Here is a 20833-nt window from a genome sequence, read left to right as displayed (position 1 = left end):
GGCCGGGAACCTGCGCCAGGCCCATGTCGGGCTCGGGATGCGGGTGCTGGAGATCGGCTCAGGCGGCCCGAACGCGGCGATGCTCGCGCACCTGGTCGGCCCGGACGGTGAGGTGGTCACCGTGGACATCGACGAGTCGGTCACCGCGCGTACCACGGCAGGACTCGAACGACTTGGCCTCAGCGACCGGGTCGAGGTCATTACGGCCGACGCGGGTCGGCATCTTGGCCGTGGGGTCTTCGACCGGATCATGGTCACTGTCTCGCCATGGACCATCCCGAAGGTCTGGCTGGAGCAGCTGGCGCCCGACGGCGTCCTGGTCGTGCCCCTACAGATCGCCCCGGGTCTGCAACGCATCATCGGTTTCCGCTATCAGGACGGACACCTGATCTCGGAGTCGACCGTGCCCGGCGGCTTCGTTCCCCTGCAGGGCGCCAATCGGTACGAGCCGCCGGCGGTCGAGCTGACTGGTCTCTCCGGCAAGGCGGTCACGTTCCGGTTCGCCGACCAGATTCCTGACGACTTCGCAGTCACCGATGGTGTCCTGGCCGCCGAGCACGCGGAGGCGTGGTCCGGTGTGATCTATGCCAGCCGGACGATCTGGCTGGACCTGCTGACCTGGGTGCTCATCCAGCCTGGTGGGTGTGCCATGGAGGCGAAAGATCCGACCGACCGCGGCGCGGAGAAGTCGTTCTACCCGGCGATCACCGAGGCGGGTTCTTTTGCCGCCCTGGCGTGGCGTCCGCTGGGCGACGGCAATGAGCTGGAGATCGGTGCCGTCGGCAAAGGACCAGCTGCAGGCGCCCTCACCACACGGCTGGCCGAGTCCATCCAGACCTACGGCGCCGACCATCGCGAATGCGACCCGATATTCGAGTGGTGGCCCGAAGGCGCGACGCCAGATCTCTCTCCGAGCGCGAAGACTCTCCCGCGCCCTCACGGGATGCTGACGATCAGTTGGCCCGCTCGGTTGCGGCGTGGACGCTCGACGCTTCCCCACATCGCGCGTAACTTGTAAGCACGGTTGTTCTAGCACTAGCCAATCGGGAGGTGGGGAGGATGTCGACGCCGAACGCCATCGAGTACGAGATGACTCACGCGACGGGATCCGGGGTGCTCCCCGTTTCTAGCGTGCCCACCTACCTGCGGCGCGACCCAAGCCCTCGGAACGCGCCGACGGTTGCGGCGCCGATGTTCGAGGCTGGTCCGACGACCAAGGCGGCAATCTGGATGAGCCGACGTGGCCACCGCCGCTGGGGGTTTCCGTTGGCGCTCGCGTCTGCCCTCGCCTACGCCGGAGCGGCCTGGTTCTTCTACGAGCTCCACCACATGGTCGCCTGGGTCCTCGTAGCGCTGTTTGCCTACAACGCTCTGAAGTTCACGCTGGTCGCCGGTTGGCTCATCCTGCTCGGCGTCGGCGGGCTCCTTCGTGCGGCCATCGGCCGGCCAGTGCGGTAGCCCGAGGCGGAGAAGCCCGCAGCAGGTAGATCGCGGTGTGGCGCTTAGGTGTCCTGTTCGTGATCGGGTGCTGCGAGAACGAGTGTTTCGCACACCGAGCATGTGCTCATCCCGGCCCCGGCGGCACCCCCTGCTGGTCCCGGAAGCCGACTGGTCGCGCCTGGGTCAGCGGATACTGGAGGCGTTTAGCCGGATCGGAGGTGCCGCTACCCAGCGAGGGCTGACTGCACCCGGCGCCTGCACCCACCGACGCCTAACCGGCCCCGCACCCCGCCCGCACCCCGGCTCATCGACCAGGGCGAGCGTCCGGGCGTGAACGACGGCCTGCATCTCTGACGAGATGCCGCTAAGGCCGGCGGGGTGGCTCAGGGCATGTGGTGATCTCGTCGTGGCCAGCCTGTCGTGTCATGCAGATCACCACTCCACTGCGCGTGCCCAGTCCGCGGGTGTCAGTGGTCGGCCGCACTATGGGACTCAGTGGGATCACGGAGAGGCACCCTATGAGAGTCACGGCCACGATCGACACCCGCGCCGCCGTCCGCGGCGACGAGTCGTCCCAAGCCCGCGAGATCGAGGTCGAGGCCACGACCTACGAAGCTGGCCGCGACGAACTGGACGCTCAGGTCCCCGAGGGTTGGCAGATGCTCAGCATCGGAGTGCCCGACCGGGGCTGACACCTACCAGCCTCGCTGGCACTGGCTGCCGCCGATCCCCGGTCTCGACCCGAGCCGGCCGGGTGCGACCTGCCCCCGGCCCCGTGGTCACCGTCCGGGACTCGGCGAACCTGATGTGCTGACTCCTAGGCGTCGCGCAGTGCGACGGGTGGGTCGCCCTGGTCAGCTGGCCCGAGCTCGGCCCGGTCGCGCTGGCCGAGGCCGGCGGCGACCTGGAGCAAGCCGTCGTCGTGCCCGACGTCGGCGGTCGCGGTGCCGCAGTGCTTGCCGCGCTCCTGGACGGTATCGAGAGCGTCGTCGCGAGCCTGCGGGCCGCCACGACAGTGAGCGTCGCAAGCTCATGGCCTGGGCGCGCCAGTGGTGTACGACGTCGCGGGCTGATCAACGGCTGGCCCGCGGTCCGCCGTCGGCTGTGTTCCCGTAAAGCCCCCGCCATCTCACCCCGCCCCCTCACCCCTCACCCCTCACCCCTCACCCCTCACCCCTCACCCCTCACCCCTCACCCCTCACCCCTCACGGGCCTTCGCCCCGAGAAGTGGACACGTCTTCGTGTGGTCAGGCGGCCAGCCGTAGCGTAGCCGGGTCGGTTTCGTGTTCGTAGTCGATGGGGCTCTGGTTCCCGAGCCGGGAATGCGGTCGGCGCAGGTTGTAGCGCGTGATCCAGCGGAACACTGCGAGGCGGCAGGCGCGGGCATCGTCGAACGCGGGTGCGCCGGCCAGGGTCTCGCGTTTCAGCGTGGCGTTGAACGACTCGGCCAGGGCGTTGTCGGCGCTGGTGCCGACCGCGCCCATGGACTGAGTCACCTGCAGCCGGCCGCACAGCTGCGCGTAGTCCTTCGATCCGTACTGGGCTCCGTGGTCGCTGTGAAAGATTGCTCCGGCCAGCGAACCCCGCTCGGCTACGGCGGCCTGCAGGGCGTCGGTGACCAGCTCGGTGCGCATGTGATCGGCCAGCGACCAGCCCACGAGACGGCGCGAGTACAGGTCGATCACCGTCGCCAGATACAAGAACTGCCCGCCACCGATCGGCAGGTAGGTGATGTCGCCGACATACCGGCGGTTGGGTGCCGGAGCGGTGAAGTCCCGCTTGATCAGGTCGGCCACCTTCTGCCCGGACGGGTCCGGGACCGTGGTCCGTACCCGTCGGCGCAGCCGGATCCCCGCGATGCCGTGCTCGCGCATCACACGAGCGACCCGTTTGTGGTTCACCGGCGGCCCGACCGGGTCGGTCTTACGCAGCTCGGTCGTGACCCGCGGCGAGCCAAGAGCCGGATCCTCCTTCAGCAGGGCCCGGATCCGTGCCGCCAGCCCGGCATCAGCCCTGGCCCGGGCGGCACGACCAGCGGCACCGTCGCGCCACTTGTAGTAGCTCGACCGGTTGATCTCAAGAACCTGGCACAGCCGCTTCACCGAGTAGGTGGGATGGTGCTCGGCGACGAACTGGAAGCGGCTCACCAGGTCGTCTCTCCCGCGAAATACTTCGCGGCCTTGCGCAGGATCTCCCGCTCGGTGGCGAGCTTGCGCTTGTCAGCCTCCAGGCGAGCGTTGGCTGCCTCGAGCTCGGCGACCCGTGCCTCCAGCTGCCCGACCCGGCCACCGGAACGCACCGCCGGCTCGCCGGGCGTCGTGCCCGCTGCCGGACCGGCCGTCACGGCGGCCTGCCCGCGCTGCTCAGCCGCGCGGCGCACCCATAACCGCAACGTCTCTCGCGAGACGCCCAAGTCCCGGGCGATCCCCTTGATCGTCGCCCCGGGTGTGGACTCGTACAAGGCCACAGCATCGGCCTTGAACTCCTCCGGATAGTTCTTCATAGCCATGCGGATCAAACTCGCTTCCTCTGGATCCACGATCCAGTATCAGCGTGTCCACCAAACGGGGTGAAGCCCCCACCCCTCACCCCTCACCCCTCACCCCTCACCCCTCACCCCTCACCCCTCACCCCTCACCCCTCACCCCTCACCCCTCACCCCTCACCCCTCACCCCTCACCCCTCACCCCTCACCCCTCACCCCTCACCCCTCACCCCTCACCCCTCACCCCTCACCCCTCACCCCTCACCCCTCACCCCTCACCCCTCACCCCTCACCCCTCACCCCTCACCCCTCACCCCTCACCCCTCACCCCTCACCCCTCACCCCTCACCCCTCACCCCTCACCCCTCACCCCTCACCCCTCACCCCTCACCCCTCACCCCTCACCCCTCACCCCTCACCCCTCACCCCTCACCCCTCACCCCTCACCCCTCACCCCTCACCCCTCACCCCTCACCCCTCACCCCTCACCCCTCACCCCTCACCCCTCACCCCTCACCCCTCACCCCTCACCCCTCACCCCTCACCCCTCACCCCTCACCCCTCACCCCTCACCCCTCACCCCTCACCCCTCACCCCTCACCCCTCACCCCTCACCCCTCACCCCTCACCCCTCACCCCTCACCCCTCACCCCTCACCCCTCACCCCTCACCCTCACCCCTCACCCCTCACCCCTCACCCCTCACCCCTCACCCCTCACCCCTCACCCCTCACCCCTCACACTGATTGCATTCAGGAACATCTAGAGGTGTTGGGTCGGCTGCCTGGATGCACCTACGTAGTGGAGGTGCGCTCGTGACGATGTCGATCCGCAAGGTCTCAGCTGGAGACGGCTACGCCTACCTCCTGCGTTCTGTCGTTCGTGGGGACGGGGATCGCTCGGCACCGGATCGAGTGACGCGGTACTACCTCGAGGCGGGTACGCCGCCGGGGTTCTGGCTCGGCTCCGGCCTAGAGGCTCTGGACCCGGCGCTGGCTGTGGCCGCACCGGAGGAGGTACCGGGAGGTAGAGCTGCCGACATCGCAGGCATCGCCGACGGCGACATGGTGACCGAGGATCAACTCAAGCTCCTGATCGGAGCTGGCCGTCACCCGATCACCGGTGCACGGCTGGGACGGGACTACCGGACCTACAAGCCCGCCGCACAGAGAATCGACGAACGGGTCGCGAAGCTCGACCGCTGGCTCACCGACGACGAACGCTCGATCGAGACAGCCGCCATCGAGTCCGAGGAGCATCGCGCTGGCGACCGGCATTCCGTCGCTGGGTTCGACCTGACGTTCTCCGTGCCGAAGTCGGTGAGCGTGTTGTGGGCGCTGGCCGATGCGAACACCCAGGCGCGGATCGTGGAGGCCCATCACGCCGCGGTCCGCGAGACCCTCGGACTGCTCGAACGCCACGTCGCCGCAACTCGGGTCGGCAAAGACGGCATCGCCCAGGCCGACGTCGCGGGCATCATCGCTGCAGCGTTCGACCACTGGGACTCCCGGACCAATGACCCGCAGCTACACACCCACGTTGTCCTCTCCAACAAGGTAATGACCCTGGCCGACGGGCAGTGGCGGACCCTGGACGGCCAGCTACTGTTCGCAGCCGCGGTGGCGTTGTCGGCGCACTATGACGCGGTCCTGCGGGACCGCCTCACCGGGACCTTCGGCCTGGCATGGGAGCGTCGCCGCCGCGGAGCGGACCGGAACCCGCAGTGGGAGATCGACGGCGTCAGCGAGGAACTGATCGCCGAGTTCTCGACCCGATCCACCCAGATCAATGCCGCCACCGACGTCCTGATCGCGCAGTACATCGCCCGGCACGGGCGCCGCCCTTCGAAGACGACGGTCGGCCAGTTGCGGGCACAGGCCACCCTGGCCACCCGCCCGGAGAAGACACTGCACTCCCTGCACGACCTGACTACCACCTGGCGCCGCCGAGCCGCGCGACTTTTGCCTGCGCTCGACGACGGCGACCCGGTCGCTTTCGCCCGCCGCCTAACCACCTCCGGCACCGCCCGCACCCACGGCGCCGACCAGGTGCCCGACGACGCACTGGCCAAGGCCGCCGCCAGCACCCTGGCGACCGTGTCGGACAGTAGGGCGACCTGGACGCACTGGAACCTGTGGGCGGAAGCCTCCCGCCAGACCGCCGGCTGGCGCCTCACCTCGGCCGCCGACCGGGAGCAGGTCACAGCCCGGATCGTCGCGCTGGCCGAGGCTGGGTCTGTCCCGCTCACCCCGAGCGAGCTCGCGCCTACGCCCACGGCGCTGCGACGCCCTGACGGCACGACGATGCTGCGGCCCAAGCACCACACCGTCTTCAGCAGTACCGCGGTCTGGGACGCCGAGCAGCACCTGCTGGACCTGGCCGGCGAAACCACCGCACCGACCCTGCGCCCCGGCGACCCCGCGTTCGCTGCCCAACGTCCGGGCCGGGGTCGGAACCTCAGTAGAGAGCAGGCGTCCGCCGTCGGCCAGGTCGCAGCCTCGGGCCGGACGGTGGATGTGCTCGTCGGGCCTGCGGGTGCGGGCAAGACCACGACGATGCGCGCCCTCGTCCGAGCATGGACCAGTCAGCACGGCCGCGGGAGTGTGGTCGCGCTGGCGCCGTCGGCCGCCGCCGCGAAGGTTCTCGGGCAGGACGTCGGACTGCACGCCGAGACCACCGCGAAGTGGCTCCACGACCACACCAGCACCAAGCCCTGGTACCAGGTCGAGCTCCGTCGCGGGCAGCTGGTGATCGTGGACGAAGCCACTCTCGCTGGCACCCACACTCTCAACGCCCTCGCCACCGCCGTCGAGCGTGCGGGGGCGAAGCTGCTCCTGGTCGGCGACCCCGCCCAGCTCCAAGCCGTCGACGCCGGTGGCGCCTTCGCCATGCTCGTCAACGCCCGCACCGACCCGCCACGCCTGCTCGAGCTGCACCGCTTCACCCACGCCTGGGAGAAGACCGCCTCCCTCGCCCTGCGCGACGGGCGCCCCGAAGCCGTGCCCGCCTACGACGACCAAGGACGCCTCCATGACGGCACCACCCAGGAGATGGCCGACGCCGCCTACACCGCCTGGCACCACGACCACACGGCGGGTCTAACCACGGTGCTGGTGGCGGACACGAACGCCATGGTGGCCGAGCTGAACCGACGTGCCCGGGCCGACCGCATTCTCGCCGGTGAAGTCGACACCGGCCGCGCCCTCGCTTTGGCGGACGGGACGGAAGCTTCCGAAGGTGACCTCGTCATCACCCGCCGCAACCGTCGCCGTCTGGTGACCGCCCGGGGCGGATTCGTGCGCAACGGCGACCGCTGGCAGATCACTCACGTCCGCCGCGACGGCAGCATCGATGCCCGACGAGTCCTGCCCTCCCGGCGCGCGACCAGCACGTCCTCACGCCTCGGGTCCAGCGTGATCCTGCCAGCCCAGTACGTGGCCGAACACCTCAACCTCGGGTACGCCGTCACGGCCCACCGCGCCCAAGGCATCACCGTTGATACCGCGCACGTCCTGGTCACGACCAGGACCGTCCGGGAGAACTTGTACGTCGCCCTGACCCGTGGGCGCCACGCCAACCACGCTTACGTCGCCACCGACCTGCCCGATGACGACCACACCCCACCCGCCGAGAACCCGACCGCCCGGGCGATCCTCTACCGGATCCTGGCCCGTCCCGGCGCAGAACTCTCCGCACACGAGACCCACCGCGCCGAACACGAGAAGTGGACCGGGCGAGACCGGCTGATCGCCGAGTACGAGCACATTGCCGACGTCGCTCAACGACCTCGCTGGATCCGGCTGGTCACAAGCGCGCTGAGCACGGCGGGCAAGCTCACACCTGGCGAAGCAGATACAGCAGTCATGACCGACGCGTTCGGTCCAATGTGTCGAGCGCTGCGCCGTGCCGAAGCCCTCGGGCACGACGTGGAGACCCTCCTTCCCCGGGTCGCGGCCCAGCCCGGCCTGTTGATCGCCGATGACGTGTGCGCCATGCTCGGCGCGCGCCTGAACCGAGCAGCCAGAAAGCCTGGCACCAGGGATACCCACTTCGTTGCCGACGGCGTCCCCGAAGCGCTCGGCGCCATGACCCAGGACGAACGGGCGGCACTCGAGGAACGCGCACGCGTGATCGCTGCCCTTGCCGAGCGCGACGCAGCCACCGTTCGTCCACCTCCGGACTCTCGTGGACAAGTACCGAGCCGAGCACTGCCCCTACGGTCCGGGCGCCGAGACAGGGCACCGCTCGATCTGTAGGAAACACGGCACGCCACCATCTTGGTGGGGCAAGCGAAGCGTTGCCGTCATCGACGGCGCCGAGGAGGTGCGGGGATCGCACGGGTTGGCCCGCAAACGAACCGGGGTCCTTGCGTCTCTCTTCGGCTGCGCTCGACCGTACCGGCCGGCACTGACAGTGGCCGTGGAGGACAGGACGATCCACTGCCGGGTGATCTTCACGCCGAGCGTTTGCGCAGTTCGCACCCGCTGGGACCATCGATCTCGTGCCTCGCAACGAGTCGAACGCCACCGCCCGGACCCTCTACCGCCTCGTGGATGTCCACGACCTGCGCGCGGCCGTTCGCGAGCGATACGTCGACGACCTTGACTTCGACCTGCACGACGTCGTTGTCGGGGGACGTGAGGCCTTGCTCGTGTTGGGCGTCATGGCGACGGAACACGCCAAGTGGGCCCAGGACGTCGAGTCCTTGACCGGGTTCCCGGCAACGATCGGGAACGTCACAGCAGCCGGTGCGCTGATCATTCGCCGTGCGGAAGACGGCGCATGGGCTGTCACCTTCGGCATGGGGTTCCAGCTGATCGATCAGTCGTTCGTCGACTCCAGCTTCGGCCAGCGCGTGGCGATACGACTCGCCGACCCCACCCAGATCAGCTCAGTGACCCGCAGCGCCATCGACTCACGCGCCCAGGTCGCCCGCGTGACCGTGCCTAGCGGGGACGGCCTGAACGGCTTCGGCTTCGAGGCCTTCGGTGAGATGGCAACCCGGATCGTCGTCCGCGGGATGGCGCCTGGCCTCACCCACGACGGGAAGGTCACCGTCCGTGGTGCAGATGCTCTAAACATCCCACTCGGCCGTATCGCGAATGACCTCATCGCAGACCTGGACTATATCGAGACCCTGCTTGCCACCGACCCGCCACCAGGCATGAGTGTCCTGGAGCAGCTGGTTCCGATTCGAAAGCCGGCAAGCCTGGTCAGCGCGCTGGACCAACAACTCGCCGACGCACTCACAGCCGATGAAGAACGCCAGCTGGGTCTGTCCTGGCCCTTCGAGCACATCGGGGACAACGCACCGCCGACACACTTCAAGCTCATGGGATCCGGAGCCGGGCGAGGTAGTTCAGCCCTGCAGGACGGCCTGCCCGTACTTGAGGACCTGGTCGCCCCCCTTGCGGGCTCGACGGCTCCATTGCAGCGGCTCAAGCAGATGAAGGTCCAACTGTTCAGCAGCGCCGATGAAGACGACCCGATCAGCGGAGCGATCTCGGCCCGGAAGTGGCTCGCCTTCGAAACTTCGCACAACGGCAAGAAGTACTGCCTGTTCGACGGGCAGTGGTTTCAGATGGACGAGCAGTACGCCGAGCGACTCCTGCGTCTGACCGAACAGATCTTCCACAAGCGGCTCAAGCCGCCCCTGCCTGGCTGGCCGGCCACGACGAAGAATGAGGCCCAGTACAACCAGGCCCTCGCAGCCCAGCTCGGGGGGATCTGTCTCGACCAGAAACTGATCCGAACCGACGCCCACCCCAGAGGATTCGAAGCCTGTGACGTGCTGCTCAGCGACGGATCGTTGATCCACGTCAAGAAGTTCGACTCCTCCGCGCCAGCAAGCCACCTCTTCGCGCAGGCTTATGTCTCGACCCATGCGCTGGCGTGGGACCAGCAAGCGGTACAACGTCTGAGGGAACGGGTCGAGGCTGAGGGCGGCGACCCGTCGTGGGTCAAAGACCGTCCCGAACGAGTGGTGCTCGCGATGGCGAGAAAGACCGAGGTCTCCGCGGAGAGCTTGTTCACGTTTTCGCGGGTCAACCTCGTGCGGGCAGCCCAGGACATCCAGGGCCGCGGCATCGACGTGTACGTCGCGCCCATCATCGTCGAGTGAACGACACACCCCTCGGCGATCACCAGTTCATACGTCTGCGGCAAGATCGAGTACGCCTTGCGCTAAGCGTCGGGCAACGGCCTCGCACTGCTCCTCCCTCTTCTCGATGAGCACTGCCCGGCGCCCCGTATGACGGGCCGCCACAGCGGTGGAGCCCGATCCGGCGAACGGGTCCAAGACCGTCGCCCCAGGCAGTGTGCTGTAGCTGATGAGCAGCTCGAGCAAGCCGACCGGCTTCGCGGTGGGGTTGCTCGCCGCTCCGGTACGGTCCTTCGGGGCGTAGAGAACCGACTCGACCAAACGAGTACCGTTGTCGACCCAGGCGGATGGGCCGTACCCAGCATGCGTAGACGGCCCCGGGCCGCTCGAAGACCGGCCACTGCGTGCTCGCCCCATGATCTGGACGCGCGGGGTGTCGTGGTGGGTATCCCGCCAGGCGCCACGGTAGAAGTGCAGGACATGTTCGTGGACGCGCCGGAACCGATCTGTCGCTGGGCTGGTCCCGGTGCCCTTGTTCCAGATCACGTCCTGGGACATACGCCAACCGGCGAAGTCATCGACGTGGTCCAGGAACATCCTCATCGAACCGAAGCACCACATCGACGACGCATGACCGGTCATGAGTTGCGGCCACCCGACAGGGTAGACGTCCCAATCCAGCGACGTCTCACCGTACGGAGGGTCGGTCACGACCGCATCGAACGCACCCAGCGTGGGCAAGACCTCCGCAGCGTCACCCAGGTAAAGAGTGACGTCCTGATCACTGAAGTACGGCGTCATGACCGAGCCCGCAGCGTTGGGTCGTACGCGGGGCGGCCGACGGCGACGTGGAAGCACCCGTCAGGACCTAGCGGAGTGCTCGCAGCCAGACGTGCCAGGACGACCCTGCTGCTTGTCCGGTGCACGGACTCACTGTCGGAAGGATTCTTCATGTCGTTCAGGTGCTCGACCGCGCCCGTCTTGGCGCCCTGCGGCCTGAGCCGTCGAGATGTCGTCACGCGGCAGCAGCCGACGTGTCGCGCCGTCCCTGCACCAGCGGGTCATCCGACACGAGCGTGACGGATGACCCGCTGCGGCGTTGTTGGGTACGGATCAGACGCCTGTCTCGAGGTCGAGCACGCCCTGCCGCAGCCGGGTCCGTAGCGACAGGTCGAGGTAGTCCTCGTTGAGATCGATCCCGATGTAACGGCGCCCGGCTTCGGTCGCAGCCAGTCCCGTGGTACCCGATCCGGAGAATGGGTCCAAGACCACTCCGCCTGGCTTGCACCCGGCCAGGACACAGCGCTGAGCCAGCGCGGGTGGCATTGTCGCGAAGTGGGCGCCCCCGAACGGCTGGGTAGCGATGGTCCATACGTCGCCAGGGTTCCTGCCGGCGTCGTCGGCTGCGGTATGGGCCACGCCGGTGGCTTCCATGTTCGGTTGGGGCTGCTTGAGACCACCCCACGGGCGGGCGATCGTGTTCGCCTTGTTTGCGTGCCCGGTGCGAGCGCGTCGAGATGGTGCCCTGTCGCCGTCGTACGGCTGACGGATCGCATCTAGATCGAACCAATAATGCCGGGTCTTCGAGAGCAGAAAAACATGCTCGTGGCGGTTGCCCAAGCGATCGGCGACCGATGTGGGCATCGCGTTGGGCTTGGACCAGATGATGTCGTTGCGCAGGACCCACCCGTCGTCCTGGAGCGCGAACGATATGAACCGGCCCGGGTTCCTTGCCGCTACTTTGCGGGTTCGGGCTCTCGGGTGAGGGCCTGGTAGTGGAGCGTTTCGAACTCTATCGGGGTGAGCATCCCGAGAGAGCCGTGGAGGCGTCGGTTGTTGTACCAGTCGACCCAGCCGGCGGTCGCGTACTCGACGTCCGCGAGGGTGCGGTAGGGCCCGGCATGGAACACGGTGGTGCGGATGCACTCGGCCTTGAACAGGCCGTTGATGGTTTCCATGAGGGCGTTGTCGTAGGCGTCGCCTACGGACCCGATCGATGGGTTGATGCCTTCCAGGGCGAGGTGCTCGGTCAGGCGAATCGCTGTGTACTGAGATCCGGCATCGCTGTGGTGGATCAAATCCCCAGGTGAGACAGGGTTTCCTTCTCTCTCGCGTTGCCATAGCGCGATCCGCAAAGGGGTCATGACCAGCTCGACCTTCTTGCTGGAGCTGGCGTGCCAGCCCACGATCCGCTGGGCGAACACGTCCACGACGAACGCGACGTAGACGAACCCGGCCCAGGTGCGGACGTAGGTGAAGTCGGTGACCCACACACGATTCGGTGCAGAGGCCGTGAAGTCACGACCCAGCAGGTCACCGGCACGTTTCCCGTCCGAACTAGGGACGGTGGTGCGCAGCGTCTTCGCCCGGACGACACCCGCAAGACCCAGGGTCCGCATCGCCCGGTCGACCGCACCACGAGACGTGCCAACCAGACCGTGCCGGCGGCGCAGCAGGGCGAGCCACTTGCGTCGCCCGTACAGCCCCTCCGGAGTCATCTGCTTGCGCCCCGTGGTCTCGTTGAACGTCCACGCCAGATCGCGGATCGTGTCCTCGACCACCGCGTCGGTGATCGTGCGGTCCGCGATACGGGCCGGACGCTTCCAGGCCCGGTAGGTCCTCGCAGCGATCTGCAGGCCCTGCTGACGCAGGACCCTCAGGATCGGCTCGACTGCATAACCCTGGTCCCTCATCTCGTCGATGAACGCGCAGATCAGCGGTTTCGGGGGTCGAGCTCCCCCGCGAAGAAAATCGAGGCCTTCCGCAGGATCTCGTTGTCCTCCCGCAACCGCTTGACCTCGACCTTCAACCGCCGGACCTCGGCAGACTCCTCGCTGGTGACACCGGGCTGGGTCCCGTCATCGACGTCGGCCTGGGCCAGCCAACGCCGCACCGACTCCTTCGAGACACCTTCCTGACGGGCCACCGCAACCACCGCCGCGGTCAGGGTGGGGTACTCCTGCTGGTGCTCGCGCACCAGCCGCACGTACCTCGCACGCAGCTGGGGATCGATCTTCTTCGGCATGCTGTTCATCCTTCCGGACTCAAACAGCAGCGGCATCAAACCCGGGCCGGTTCAATACGCCACGGCATGCCCATGAGGTTCTTCGCAGAGAGACCAGCAGTACGAGTGCGAGGGACCTTGGATGAGTCGGCCTTATGACCGCTTGCGGTGCCGAGCCGCTCTCCGAGCTCTGCCAGGTTCGCCTGGCCGCCATCCCCGCTGGAGTACGAGTCACCGAGGTTAAGCCACAGTGTGCCGTCGTTGGCGAGCACCCGGTGGGCCTGGCGGAACACCTGGGCAAGAGCATCGACGTAGTCATTGGGCAAGGGCTCAGCGCCGAGCTGCCCATCTACGCCGTAGTCCCGCAGGCCGAAGTAGGGCGGCGAACTGACAATGCAGTTGACCGACCCTGGTTCGAATTGCGCCAGGGTTGCCGCCGCGTCCCCGTGGTACAGCGTGACAGCGTCGTCGGTGTAATAAGGCGTCACCATGCTCTGGCCACCGGGCAAATGGGCGCCGGACCGGACAAGGGCGACGGCGTCCGGTCGGCGTGAGCCGTGCGAAGGTTGCCGATGTTCGTCATGCTCGCGAGGTGCCGCGCCGTCCCCGCGACACCTTTACCCAGAGCTCCCGGTGGCTGCCGTGGTCTGGGCTTCCATCGACGGTGTCGGTGGCGTGTGGGAGCCTTGGCCCGGTCGTGTTGGTGTTTTTCTCGGGCGGGGGCCGGTGTGAGTGACCAGGTAGGGGCCGCTTCGGGCGAGGTTGTGGAGTCGCCAGGGACGGTCGAGGAGCGCATGCGGGCGCTGGCCGGTGCCGCACGCCGGCTCGTGGTTGATGCGCGGTCTGTTGCCATGCAGGAGGAATCCGCCGCGGTGGCGAGGTTGTCTGCCGCGAAACGCGCTCAGGCCTCCGTCGCTGTCCTGCCCGTCCAGCAGCAAGCGAACACGCTCGACGCCCAGGACAGGCGCCAATTGGCCGAACAAGCCGCCGTGCTCGCGCCGGGTGCTGCAGGTTGGGAACCCGGCGACGGTCGCTGGCGGCGAGGAAATCTGGCCGCTGGTGCGCGGTGGGCGGGGTTCGTCCGGGTCGGTACTGCCGCGGGTACCGGCGTCCCTGTGGTGTTGCCGCTGCTGGGCACCACCGGGTGGTGTGTCCTGCCGTCGTCAGCGGTCACGGAGGACGACTTCGCCGAGGTCTCCACCGACCAGGTCCTCCCGGATGGGAGGGCCGTCCGCGAGGGCGTAGCGGCACGCGCGACGGACGCTCCTGACGACCTGGCCGGGCGGCTGGGACAGGACCGGTCGGCGTGCCTGACGGTGGTGCAGCAGGCGGTGCTGCGTGTGGTTGCGGCTTCGGAGCCGTTCGGGGTGCAGGTCGAGACGTTCGATCCCCAGGTCACCGGTGTGATGGGAGTCTTAGGTGCGGTCACGTCTCGTTTCGGGCAGGTCGTGTCTAGGCCGGTGCACGACGCCGCGGGCTTGCGTTCGGTGCTGGCGGGGCTGGGTGAGGTGTCATCGATGCGCGCGCATCGCATGGCCCAGGCCGGGCTGAGCAAGTTCGAGCAGCTCCAGGCCAGGTCCCGGTCCTCGGACGCGCACCGGGGGGCCTTCGCCCCGAGAAGTGGACACGTCTTCGTGTGGTCAGGCGGCCAGCCGTAGCGTAGCCGGGTCGGTTTCGTGTTCGTAGTCGATGGGGCTCTGGTTCCCGAGCCGGGAATGCGGTCGGCGCAGGTTGTAGCGCGTGATCCAGCGGAACACTGCGAGGCGGCAGGCGCGGGCATCGTCGAACGCGGGTGCGCCGGCCAGGGTCTCGCGTTTCAGCGTGGCGTTGAACGACTCGGCCAGGGCGTTGTCGGCGCTGGTGCCGACCGCGCCCATGGACTGAGTCACCTGCAGCCGGCCGCACAGCTGCGCGTAGTCCTTCGATCCGTACTGGGCTCCGTGGTCGCTGTGAAAGATTGCTCCGGCCAGCGAACCCCGCTCGGCTACGGCGGCCTGCAGGGCGTCGGTGACCAGCTCGGTGCGCATGTGATCGGCCAGCGACCAGCCCACGAGACGGCGCGAGTACAGGTCGATCACCGTCGCCAGATACAAGAACTGCCCGCCACCGATCGGCAGGTAGGTGATGTCGCCGACATACCGGCGGTTGGGTGCCGGAGCGGTGAAGTCCCGCTTGATCAGGTCGGCCACCTTCTGCCCGGACGGGTCCGGGACCGTGGTCCGTACCCGTCGGCGCAGCCGGATCCCCGCGATGCCGTGCTCGCGCATCACACGAGCGACCCGTTTGTGGTTCACCGGCGGCCCGACCGGGTCGGTCTTACGCAGCTCGGTCGTGACCCGCGGCGAGCCAAGAGCCGGATCCTCCTTCAGCAGGGCCCGGATCCGTGCCGCCAGCCCGGCATCAGCCCTGGCCCGGGCGGCACGACCAGCGGCACCGTCGCGCCACTTGTAGTAGCTCGACCGGTTGATCTCAAGAACCTGGCACAGCCGCTTCACCGAGTAGGTGGGATGGTGCTCGGCGACGAACTGGAAGCGGCTCACCAGGTCGTCTCTCCCGCGAAATACTTCGCGGCCTTGCGCAGGATCTCCCGCTCGGTGGCGAGCTTGCGCTTGTCAGCCTCCAGGCGAGCGTTGGCTGCCTCGAGCTCGGCGACCCGTGCCTCCAGCTGCCCGACCCGGCCACCGGAACGCACCGCCGGCTCGCCGGGCGTCGTGCCCGCTGCCGGACCGGCCGTCACGGCGGCCTGCCCGCGCTGCTCAGCCGCGCGGCGCACCCATAACCGCAACGTCTCTCGCGAGACGCCCAAGTCCCGGGCGATCCCCTTGATCGTCGCCCCGGGTGTGGACTCGTACAAGGCCACAGCATCGGCCTTGAACTCCTCCGGATAGTTCTTCATAGCCATGCGGATCAAACTCGCTTCCTCTGGATCCACGATCCAGTATCAGCGTGTCCACCAAACGGGGTGAAGCCCCGGGTGCTGGTGGTGCTGGACTACCCCCGCGGCGTCGACCAGACCGCACAGGCCGACCTGGTCCGCCTGGCGCAGTCTGGGCAGGCACGTGGGATCAGCCTGCTGGTGACGTTCGACCCGACCGCACAGCCTGCCCCGGGCGTGAATCCCGATGACCTGCTTGGTCCGCTGTCCACGGTTGTCGCCGGCGGTGACGAGCTGTGGGCCGAGGCCCTGCCCGGTGTCTCTGTCGTGCCCGACGGTCCGGTCGTGGACACCGAGGCCGTGTGCCGGGACGTGGTGGAGCGGACGAGCAAGGCCGCACTGCCCACGATCGGGTTCACCGAAACTTTGCCCCCGCGCGAGACGTGGTGGGTACCGATCGAGCAGGGTGAGGGTCTGGAAGCGGCGATTGGGTTCACCGACGCCGATCCGGCTGTCGTTCGTCTGCGGTCGGGGAACCCTCCACTGCCACACGTGCTGGTGGCTGGCGCGATCGGGCAGGGCAAGTCCAACCTCCTGCTGGCCCTGATCCACAACCTGGCCGTGCGGTACTCCCCGGACGACCTGGAGATGTACCTGATCGATATGAAGCACGGCGTGGAGTTCGCCCGGCTCGGTCCAGGACCGGGTCGGAAGGCGTTCCTTCCGCACGCGAAGGTGCTGGGGATCCACGCCGACCGCACCTTCGGCGTCGCGGTCCTGCGCCACCTGAACCAGGAGTTGGTCGCGCGCTCGCAGGTCTTCAAGCAGATGGATGTCACTGACATCGCGCAGATCCCGCCCGGCGGCCTTGCGGGCCTGCCCCGTCCGGCGCGGATGCTGGTGGTGCTGGACGAGTTCCAGGTCCTGCTGGACGGCGACGACGACCTGGCGACCGAAGCCGTTGGACTGCTGGAGCGCATCGCCCGGATCGCGCGCAGCTACGGCGTGCACATGGTGTTGTCGACGCAGACGCTGGACGGCACGCCGAAGCTGACGGCCAAGCGGGACTCGATCTTCGGGCAGGTCCCGGTGCGTATCGCGTTGAAGACCACCAGCAACGACTCCCAGGTCGTCCTCGGCGCGGGCAACAGCGCCGCAGCAGGTCTGCAGTTCCGCGGGCAAGCGATCCTGAACGACAACTACGGCGCTACCGGTGACAACCGGCAGATCCAGGTCGCCCACGCCGACCCGGACGTCCTGGCGGACCTGCGGCGCGAGCTGTGGGAACGCGCGGGTGGGGAGCGGGTGTCCGTCCCACGGGTGTTCCACCTGGCCGAACCCGCGAACCTACGGACGACGGTGGGCTCCATCGAGCCCGGGCGTGATGTCACGGGCGCCCCGAACGCGTGGGCGGGTTTGCCGGTTGCTGTGACCGAGCAGCCGGCGACAATCCCGGTCCGGCACGAGCCGGGCGCCGGGGTGTTCATTGTGGGCGACGGGCCAGCTGACGCTCTCGGGGTGATCACCGGTCTCACCCTCTCGACCGTCCTCGCCGCAAGGGGTGCCGCGGCGGAGATTCCGAAGGTGGTGCTCCTGGACGCAACGGCCGCCGACCCGGCCACCACCGTGGGTAAGCGAGCACTGACGGACGTGTTGTTCGCTGCGGGGTGCTCGGTGGAGCACGTGACGTCGCACGAGTCGATCACCGCCCGGATCTTCACTCTGCGTGACCAGATCCGTGACCGGCAGGTCCCCGGTCCGTTGCTGGTGCTCGGGCACGGGCTGCACGCGGTGGCCGGGATGACGCAGAACCCCGAGGGGTTGATGGAGAGCCCGGCCAGTGCCCTGGACGACGTCCTCAAGCACGGCCCGGGTGCTGGGGTGGTGACGTTCGCTTGGTGGAACAGGCTGCACGTGGTCACCGAGCAGCTCGGGTTCAAACGCTCCAGCGTCAGCGCTTACATCTTCCTCAAGCACCCGCAGGACGGCGTCCGGTCTGCGCTGGGGCAGCCGCTGCTGCGCTGGGCCTCCGACCCCGCGCGATGCCTGGTCTGGGACGGCATCGGCGTTGACCCCGTCCTCGCCGTGCCGTTCGCACCGCTGACTGCGTCGGAGGGCGAACAGCTCGCTCTTCAAGTACGCCCCACGACCGGCCGGACGGAGGCGACCCGATGACCACCAATCTCAACCCGTGGGCAACGCCGGACAAGGGCCCTGATGACCGGGCCGGGCGCGAGAACGTGAGCACTCCGCCCGCACACGTGCCTGCCCCCGATCACGGAGCGGTGTGGGAGGACTACCGGCAGTCGGTCACCCAGCTGGCACACGCCCAGGCCACTGCCCTCCAGGAGACCGACACCGCGACGCAGGAGGCGGAGGTCGCTGTTGCGCGGGCGCAGGCCGACGTCGACCAGGCCCGAGTACACCGTGCACGGGTCGAAGAGCGGGTAGGGCCGTTCGAGGCAGAGATCGCGCAGATCCTGGCCGATGCGGGGGTCTCACCCGACGGCGCCGGCTCCGGCAGCGCCGAGCTGCCTGTGGAGACCACCCAGCAGGCGCTCACCGCGATGGACGGCCTGACCGAACAGCTCCACCAAGCACACCGCGAGCTCGCCCAGGCCCGGCGACGCCGGGCTGCCAGCACAGCCCGATGGATCTCCATCGGTGTGGTGCTCGCCGCCGTCGCGATCACCGCGGGCGTACTCGGGCTGCTCGGCGCTGCCGGGTACGTGCAAGCAGCGGGTGCGGTGATTGCGTTCTGCGTGGCGTGGCCGGCACGGACACGTGGCTGGACAGCTGCCGCGATCAGCGGCGGCATCGCGGCCGGTGTCCTGGTCGCGGTCGTTGCCCTGACCGGGCCGGTGATCTCGGCGATCCTCCTGCTTCTGGGAGCCGTAGTCGCGGTGATCCTGGCGGCCAGGGCGGGCATGATCCGCGCCGCCCGCGTGAAGCCGCCCACTGGTCCGTCCGGGTTAGGTCCCGCGTGACCAGGCTCGATGCAGTGAGTTCCAGTCTGGCCCGTACCGGGCCGCAACAAGGGGGTATGTGAATGTCCAAGGTCGAGGACCTGAAGACCGCTGTATCGGTGGTAGCGAGCAATGCGCAGAACACGGCCAACAGTCTGAGCGGTTACAAGGCGAAGCTTTCCGACCAGATAGGGGAGATCCAGGAGCTCATCGGCGGCACCGCCACGCAGACCGACCGCGAAGTCATCGCGTCGCTGTCCGCCGCGGTGCGGTCTGCCGAAGAGACCGTCAACTCTCTCCTGGACGCAGCTCGCAAGGCCAGCGCGTACACCAACCAGATCTGACCGTCCACCGCCGTCGTGCCGCGCGGGAACAAGGGGGTGAGCACCTGTGGCGATGTCCAGGCTGCAACGCATCGCCGCGGACCTGCTCGAGTTCTACGAGCAGACCGACAAGGACCTGCAGCTGATCGCCGAGCTGGCGCAGGCCACGCAGGGCGACGCGAACCTGCTCGGGTCCGTCTCGGCCTACGAGGCCGCGGTCAAGGCGGAGCTGCTCGAAGAACGCGGGCAGGTGATCGAGTCCTCCGTCGAGCATCTGACTGCGCTCCTGCAAGGCGCTGTCACCAGCCTGACCACCACCTACGACCACGTCAGGGGGCCTTCGCCCCGAGAAGTGGACACGTCTTCGTGTGGTCAGGCGGCCAGCCGTAGCGTAGCCGGGTCGGTTTCGTGTTCGTAGTCGATGGGGCTCTGGTTCCCGAGCCGGGAATGCGGTCGGCGCAGGTTGTAGCGCGTGATCCAGCGGAACACTGCGAGGCGGCAGGCGCGGGCATCGTCGAACGCGGGTGCGCCGGCCAGGGTCTCGCGTTTCAGCGTGGCGTTGAACGACTCGGCCAGGGCGTTGTCGGCGCTGGTGCCGACCGCGCCCATGGACTGAGTCACCTGCAGCCGGCCGCACAGCTGCGCGTAGTCCTTCGATCCGTACTGGGCTCCGTGGTCGCTGTGAAAGATTGCTCCGGCCAGCGAACCCCGCTCGGCTACGGCGGCCTGCAGGGCGTCGGTGACCAGCTCGGTGCGCATGTGATCGGCCAGCGACCAGCCCACGAGACGGCGCGAGTACAGGTCGATCACCGTCGCCAGATACAAGAACTGCCCGCCACCGATCGGCAGGTAGGTGATGTCGCCGACATACCGGCGGTTGGGTGCCGGAGCGGTGAAGTCCCGCTTGATCAGGTCGGCCACCTTCTGCCCGGACGGGTCCGGGACCGTGGTCCGTACCCGTCGGCGCAGCCGGATCCCCGCGATGCCGTGCTCGCGCATCACACGAGCGACCCGTTTGTGGTTCACCGGCGGCCCGACCGGGTCGGTCTTACGCAGCTCGGTCGTGACCCGCGGCGAGCCAAGAGCCGGATCCTCCTTCAGCAGGGCCCGGATCCGTGCCGCCAGCCCGGCATCAGCCCTGGCCCGGGCGGCACGACCAGCGGCACCGTCGCGCCACTTGTAGTAGCTCGACCGGTTGATCTCAAGAACCTGGCACAGCCGCTTCACCGAGTAGGTGGGATGGTGCTCGGCGACGAACTGGAAGCGGCTCACCAGGTCGTCTCTCCCGCGAAATACTTCGCGGCCTTGCGCAGGATCTCCCGCTCGGTGGCGAGCTTGCGCTTGTCAGCCTCCAGGCGAGCGTTGGCTGCCTCGAGCTCGGCGACCCGTGCCTCCAGCTGCCCGACCCGGCCACCGGAACGCACCGCCGGCTCGCCGGGCGTCGTGCCCGCTGCCGGACCGGCCGTCACGGCGGCCTGCCCGCGCTGCTCAGCCGCGCGGCGCACCCATAACCGCAACGTCTCTCGCGAGACGCCCAAGTCCCGGGCGATCCCCTTGATCGTCGCCCCGGGTGTGGACTCGTACAAGGCCACAGCATCGGCCTTGAACTCCTCCGGATAGTTCTTCATAGCCATGCGGATC

At 68.2% G+C, this 20833-nt stretch carries 17 protein-coding genes; 10 read left to right on the top strand and 7 right to left on the bottom strand.

Annotated features, from left to right (window positions below; translation table 11 throughout):
- The 3 genes from ACFS27_RS29735 to ACFS27_RS29725 form a co-directional block, all read left to right on the top strand.
- Positions 1-1018 (top strand): hypothetical protein (locus tag ACFS27_RS29735; protein WP_377191033.1); only part of this gene is annotated, 1018 nt, incomplete at its 5' end.
- Between the two features lie 41 nt (positions 1019-1059).
- Positions 1060-1458 (top strand): hypothetical protein, encoded by a 399-nt coding sequence (locus ACFS27_RS29730; RefSeq protein ID WP_253877972.1) that lies wholly within the window; start codon positions 1060-1062, stop codon positions 1456-1458.
- A 500-nt stretch (positions 1459-1958) separates the two neighbouring features.
- Positions 1959-2132: a hypothetical protein gene (locus ACFS27_RS29725; protein ID WP_253877973.1), complete on the top strand. Its 174-nt coding sequence runs from the start codon at positions 1959-1961 to the stop codon at positions 2130-2132.
- Positions 2133-2687: 555 nt separating this feature from the next.
- Here the strand turns inward: ACFS27_RS29725 and ACFS27_RS29720 are convergent.
- Positions 2688-3949, bottom strand: a protein-coding gene (locus ACFS27_RS29720; RefSeq protein WP_377183469.1) for an IS3 family transposase whose coding sequence is annotated in 2 segments (ribosomal slippage) — positions 2688-3604 and positions 3604-3949 — 1263 coding nt in all. Because the reading frame shifts where the segments join, the coding sequence is not laid out codon by codon here.
- Positions 3950-4745: 796 nt separating this feature from the next.
- Here ACFS27_RS29720 and mobF point away from each other — a divergent pair.
- A complete protein-coding gene (mobF, locus tag ACFS27_RS29715) occupies positions 4746-8180 on the top strand; it encodes a MobF family relaxase (RefSeq protein ID WP_253877981.1) in 3435 nt (1144 codons plus the stop codon).
- A 245-nt stretch (positions 8181-8425) separates the two neighbouring features.
- A complete protein-coding gene (locus tag ACFS27_RS29710; RefSeq protein ID WP_253877975.1) occupies positions 8426-10045 on the top strand; it encodes a DUF6119 family protein in 1620 nt (539 codons plus the stop codon).
- Between the two features lie 27 nt (positions 10046-10072).
- On the opposite strand, the gene ACFS27_RS29705 is transcribed toward ACFS27_RS29710, so the two are convergent.
- The 4 genes from ACFS27_RS29705 to ACFS27_RS29690 form a co-directional block, all read right to left on the bottom strand.
- Positions 10073-10825: a DNA-methyltransferase gene (locus ACFS27_RS29705; protein ID WP_301313126.1), complete on the bottom strand. Its 753-nt coding sequence runs from the start codon at positions 10823-10825 to the stop codon at positions 10073-10075.
- Between the two features lie 312 nt (positions 10826-11137).
- Positions 11138-11737, bottom strand: coding sequence for a DNA-methyltransferase (locus tag ACFS27_RS29700; RefSeq protein WP_449302021.1), 600 nt, complete (start codon positions 11735-11737; stop codon positions 11138-11140).
- 23 nt (positions 11738-11760) lie between these two features.
- A protein-coding gene (locus tag ACFS27_RS29695; protein ID WP_377191031.1) for an IS3 family transposase occupies positions 11761-13049 on the bottom strand; the annotation gives its coding sequence in 2 pieces (ribosomal slippage) (positions 11761-12776 and positions 12776-13049; 1290 coding nt in all).
- Between the two features lie 35 nt (positions 13050-13084).
- Positions 13085-13519: a DNA methyltransferase gene (locus tag ACFS27_RS29690; RefSeq protein ID WP_253878291.1), complete on the bottom strand. Its 435-nt coding sequence runs from the start codon at positions 13517-13519 to the stop codon at positions 13085-13087.
- Between the two features lie 237 nt (positions 13520-13756).
- On the opposite strand from ACFS27_RS29690, the gene ACFS27_RS29685 reads away from it, so the two are divergent.
- Positions 13757-14686 carry a hypothetical protein gene (locus ACFS27_RS29685; RefSeq protein WP_377191029.1) on the top strand — a complete coding sequence of 310 codons (930 nt, stop codon included), beginning with the start codon at positions 13757-13759 and terminating at the stop codon, positions 14684-14686.
- On the opposite strand, the gene ACFS27_RS29680 is transcribed toward ACFS27_RS29685, so the two are convergent.
- Positions 14669-15930 (bottom strand): IS3 family transposase gene (locus ACFS27_RS29680; protein ID WP_377183469.1). Its coding sequence is split into 2 segments (ribosomal slippage): positions 14669-15585 and positions 15585-15930, totalling 1263 coding nucleotides; the frame shifts between segments, so codons are not numbered across the junction. The genes ACFS27_RS29685 and ACFS27_RS29680 overlap by 18 nt on opposite strands.
- Positions 15931-15990: 60 nt before the next feature.
- On the opposite strand from ACFS27_RS29680, the gene ACFS27_RS29675 reads away from it, so the two are divergent.
- From ACFS27_RS29675 to ACFS27_RS29660, 4 genes are all read left to right on the top strand, one after another.
- Complete coding sequence (locus tag ACFS27_RS29675; RefSeq protein WP_377191027.1) at positions 15991-18078, top strand: FtsK/SpoIIIE domain-containing protein; 2088 nt, start codon at positions 15991-15993, stop codon at positions 18076-18078.
- Complete coding sequence (locus ACFS27_RS29670) at positions 18075-18890, top strand: hypothetical protein (RefSeq protein WP_253878287.1); 816 nt, start codon at positions 18075-18077, stop codon at positions 18888-18890. The genes ACFS27_RS29675 and ACFS27_RS29670 overlap by 4 nt, the downstream gene beginning before the upstream one ends.
- A 62-nt stretch (positions 18891-18952) precedes the next feature.
- A complete protein-coding gene (locus tag ACFS27_RS29665; RefSeq protein ID WP_253878285.1) occupies positions 18953-19213 on the top strand; it encodes a hypothetical protein in 261 nt (86 codons plus the stop codon).
- A gap of 46 nt (positions 19214-19259) precedes the next feature.
- The gene (locus tag ACFS27_RS29660) at positions 19260-19610 is read left to right on the top strand and encodes a hypothetical protein (protein ID WP_377191025.1); all 351 of its coding nucleotides are present in this window, start codon (positions 19260-19262) and stop codon (positions 19608-19610) included.
- On the opposite strand, the gene ACFS27_RS29655 is transcribed toward ACFS27_RS29660, so the two are convergent.
- Positions 19565-20826 (bottom strand): IS3 family transposase gene (locus ACFS27_RS29655; protein ID WP_377183469.1). Its coding sequence is split into 2 segments (ribosomal slippage): positions 19565-20481 and positions 20481-20826, totalling 1263 coding nucleotides; the frame shifts between segments, so codons are not numbered across the junction. The two genes, ACFS27_RS29660 and ACFS27_RS29655, sit on opposite strands and share 46 nt — an antisense overlap.
- Positions 20827-20833 lie beyond the last annotated feature (7 nt).

The organism is Promicromonospora vindobonensis, from assembly GCF_042685865.1.
In the GTDB taxonomy this organism is placed as follows: Bacteria; Actinomycetota; Actinomycetes; order Actinomycetales; family Cellulomonadaceae; genus Promicromonospora; species Promicromonospora vindobonensis.
This window is presented reverse-complemented; position numbering and strand designations above follow the sequence as displayed.

What these genes read in the sequence shown, in the direction of transcription:
- ACFS27_RS29730 (WP_253877972.1), top strand. Translation starts at nt 1,060, where the DNA reads ATGTCGACGCCGAACGCCATCGAGTACGAGATGACTCACGCGACGGGA.
- ACFS27_RS29725 (WP_253877973.1), top strand. Translation starts at nt 1,959, where the DNA reads ATGAGAGTCACGGCCACGATCGACACCCGCGCCGCCGTCCGCGGCGAC.
- mobF (WP_253877981.1), top strand. Translation starts at nt 4,746, where the DNA reads ATGTCGATCCGCAAGGTCTCAGCTGGAGACGGCTACGCCTACCTCCTG.
- ACFS27_RS29705 (WP_301313126.1), bottom strand. Translation starts at nt 10,825, where the DNA reads ATGACGCCGTACTTCAGTGATCAGGACGTCACTCTTTACCTGGGTGAC.
- ACFS27_RS29690 (WP_253878291.1), bottom strand. Translation starts at nt 13,519, where the DNA reads ATGGTGACGCCTTATTACACCGACGACGCTGTCACGCTGTACCACGGG.
- ACFS27_RS29670 (WP_253878287.1), top strand. Translation starts at nt 18,075, where the DNA reads ATGACCACCAATCTCAACCCGTGGGCAACGCCGGACAAGGGCCCTGAT.
- ACFS27_RS29665 (WP_253878285.1), top strand. Translation starts at nt 18,953, where the DNA reads ATGTCCAAGGTCGAGGACCTGAAGACCGCTGTATCGGTGGTAGCGAGC.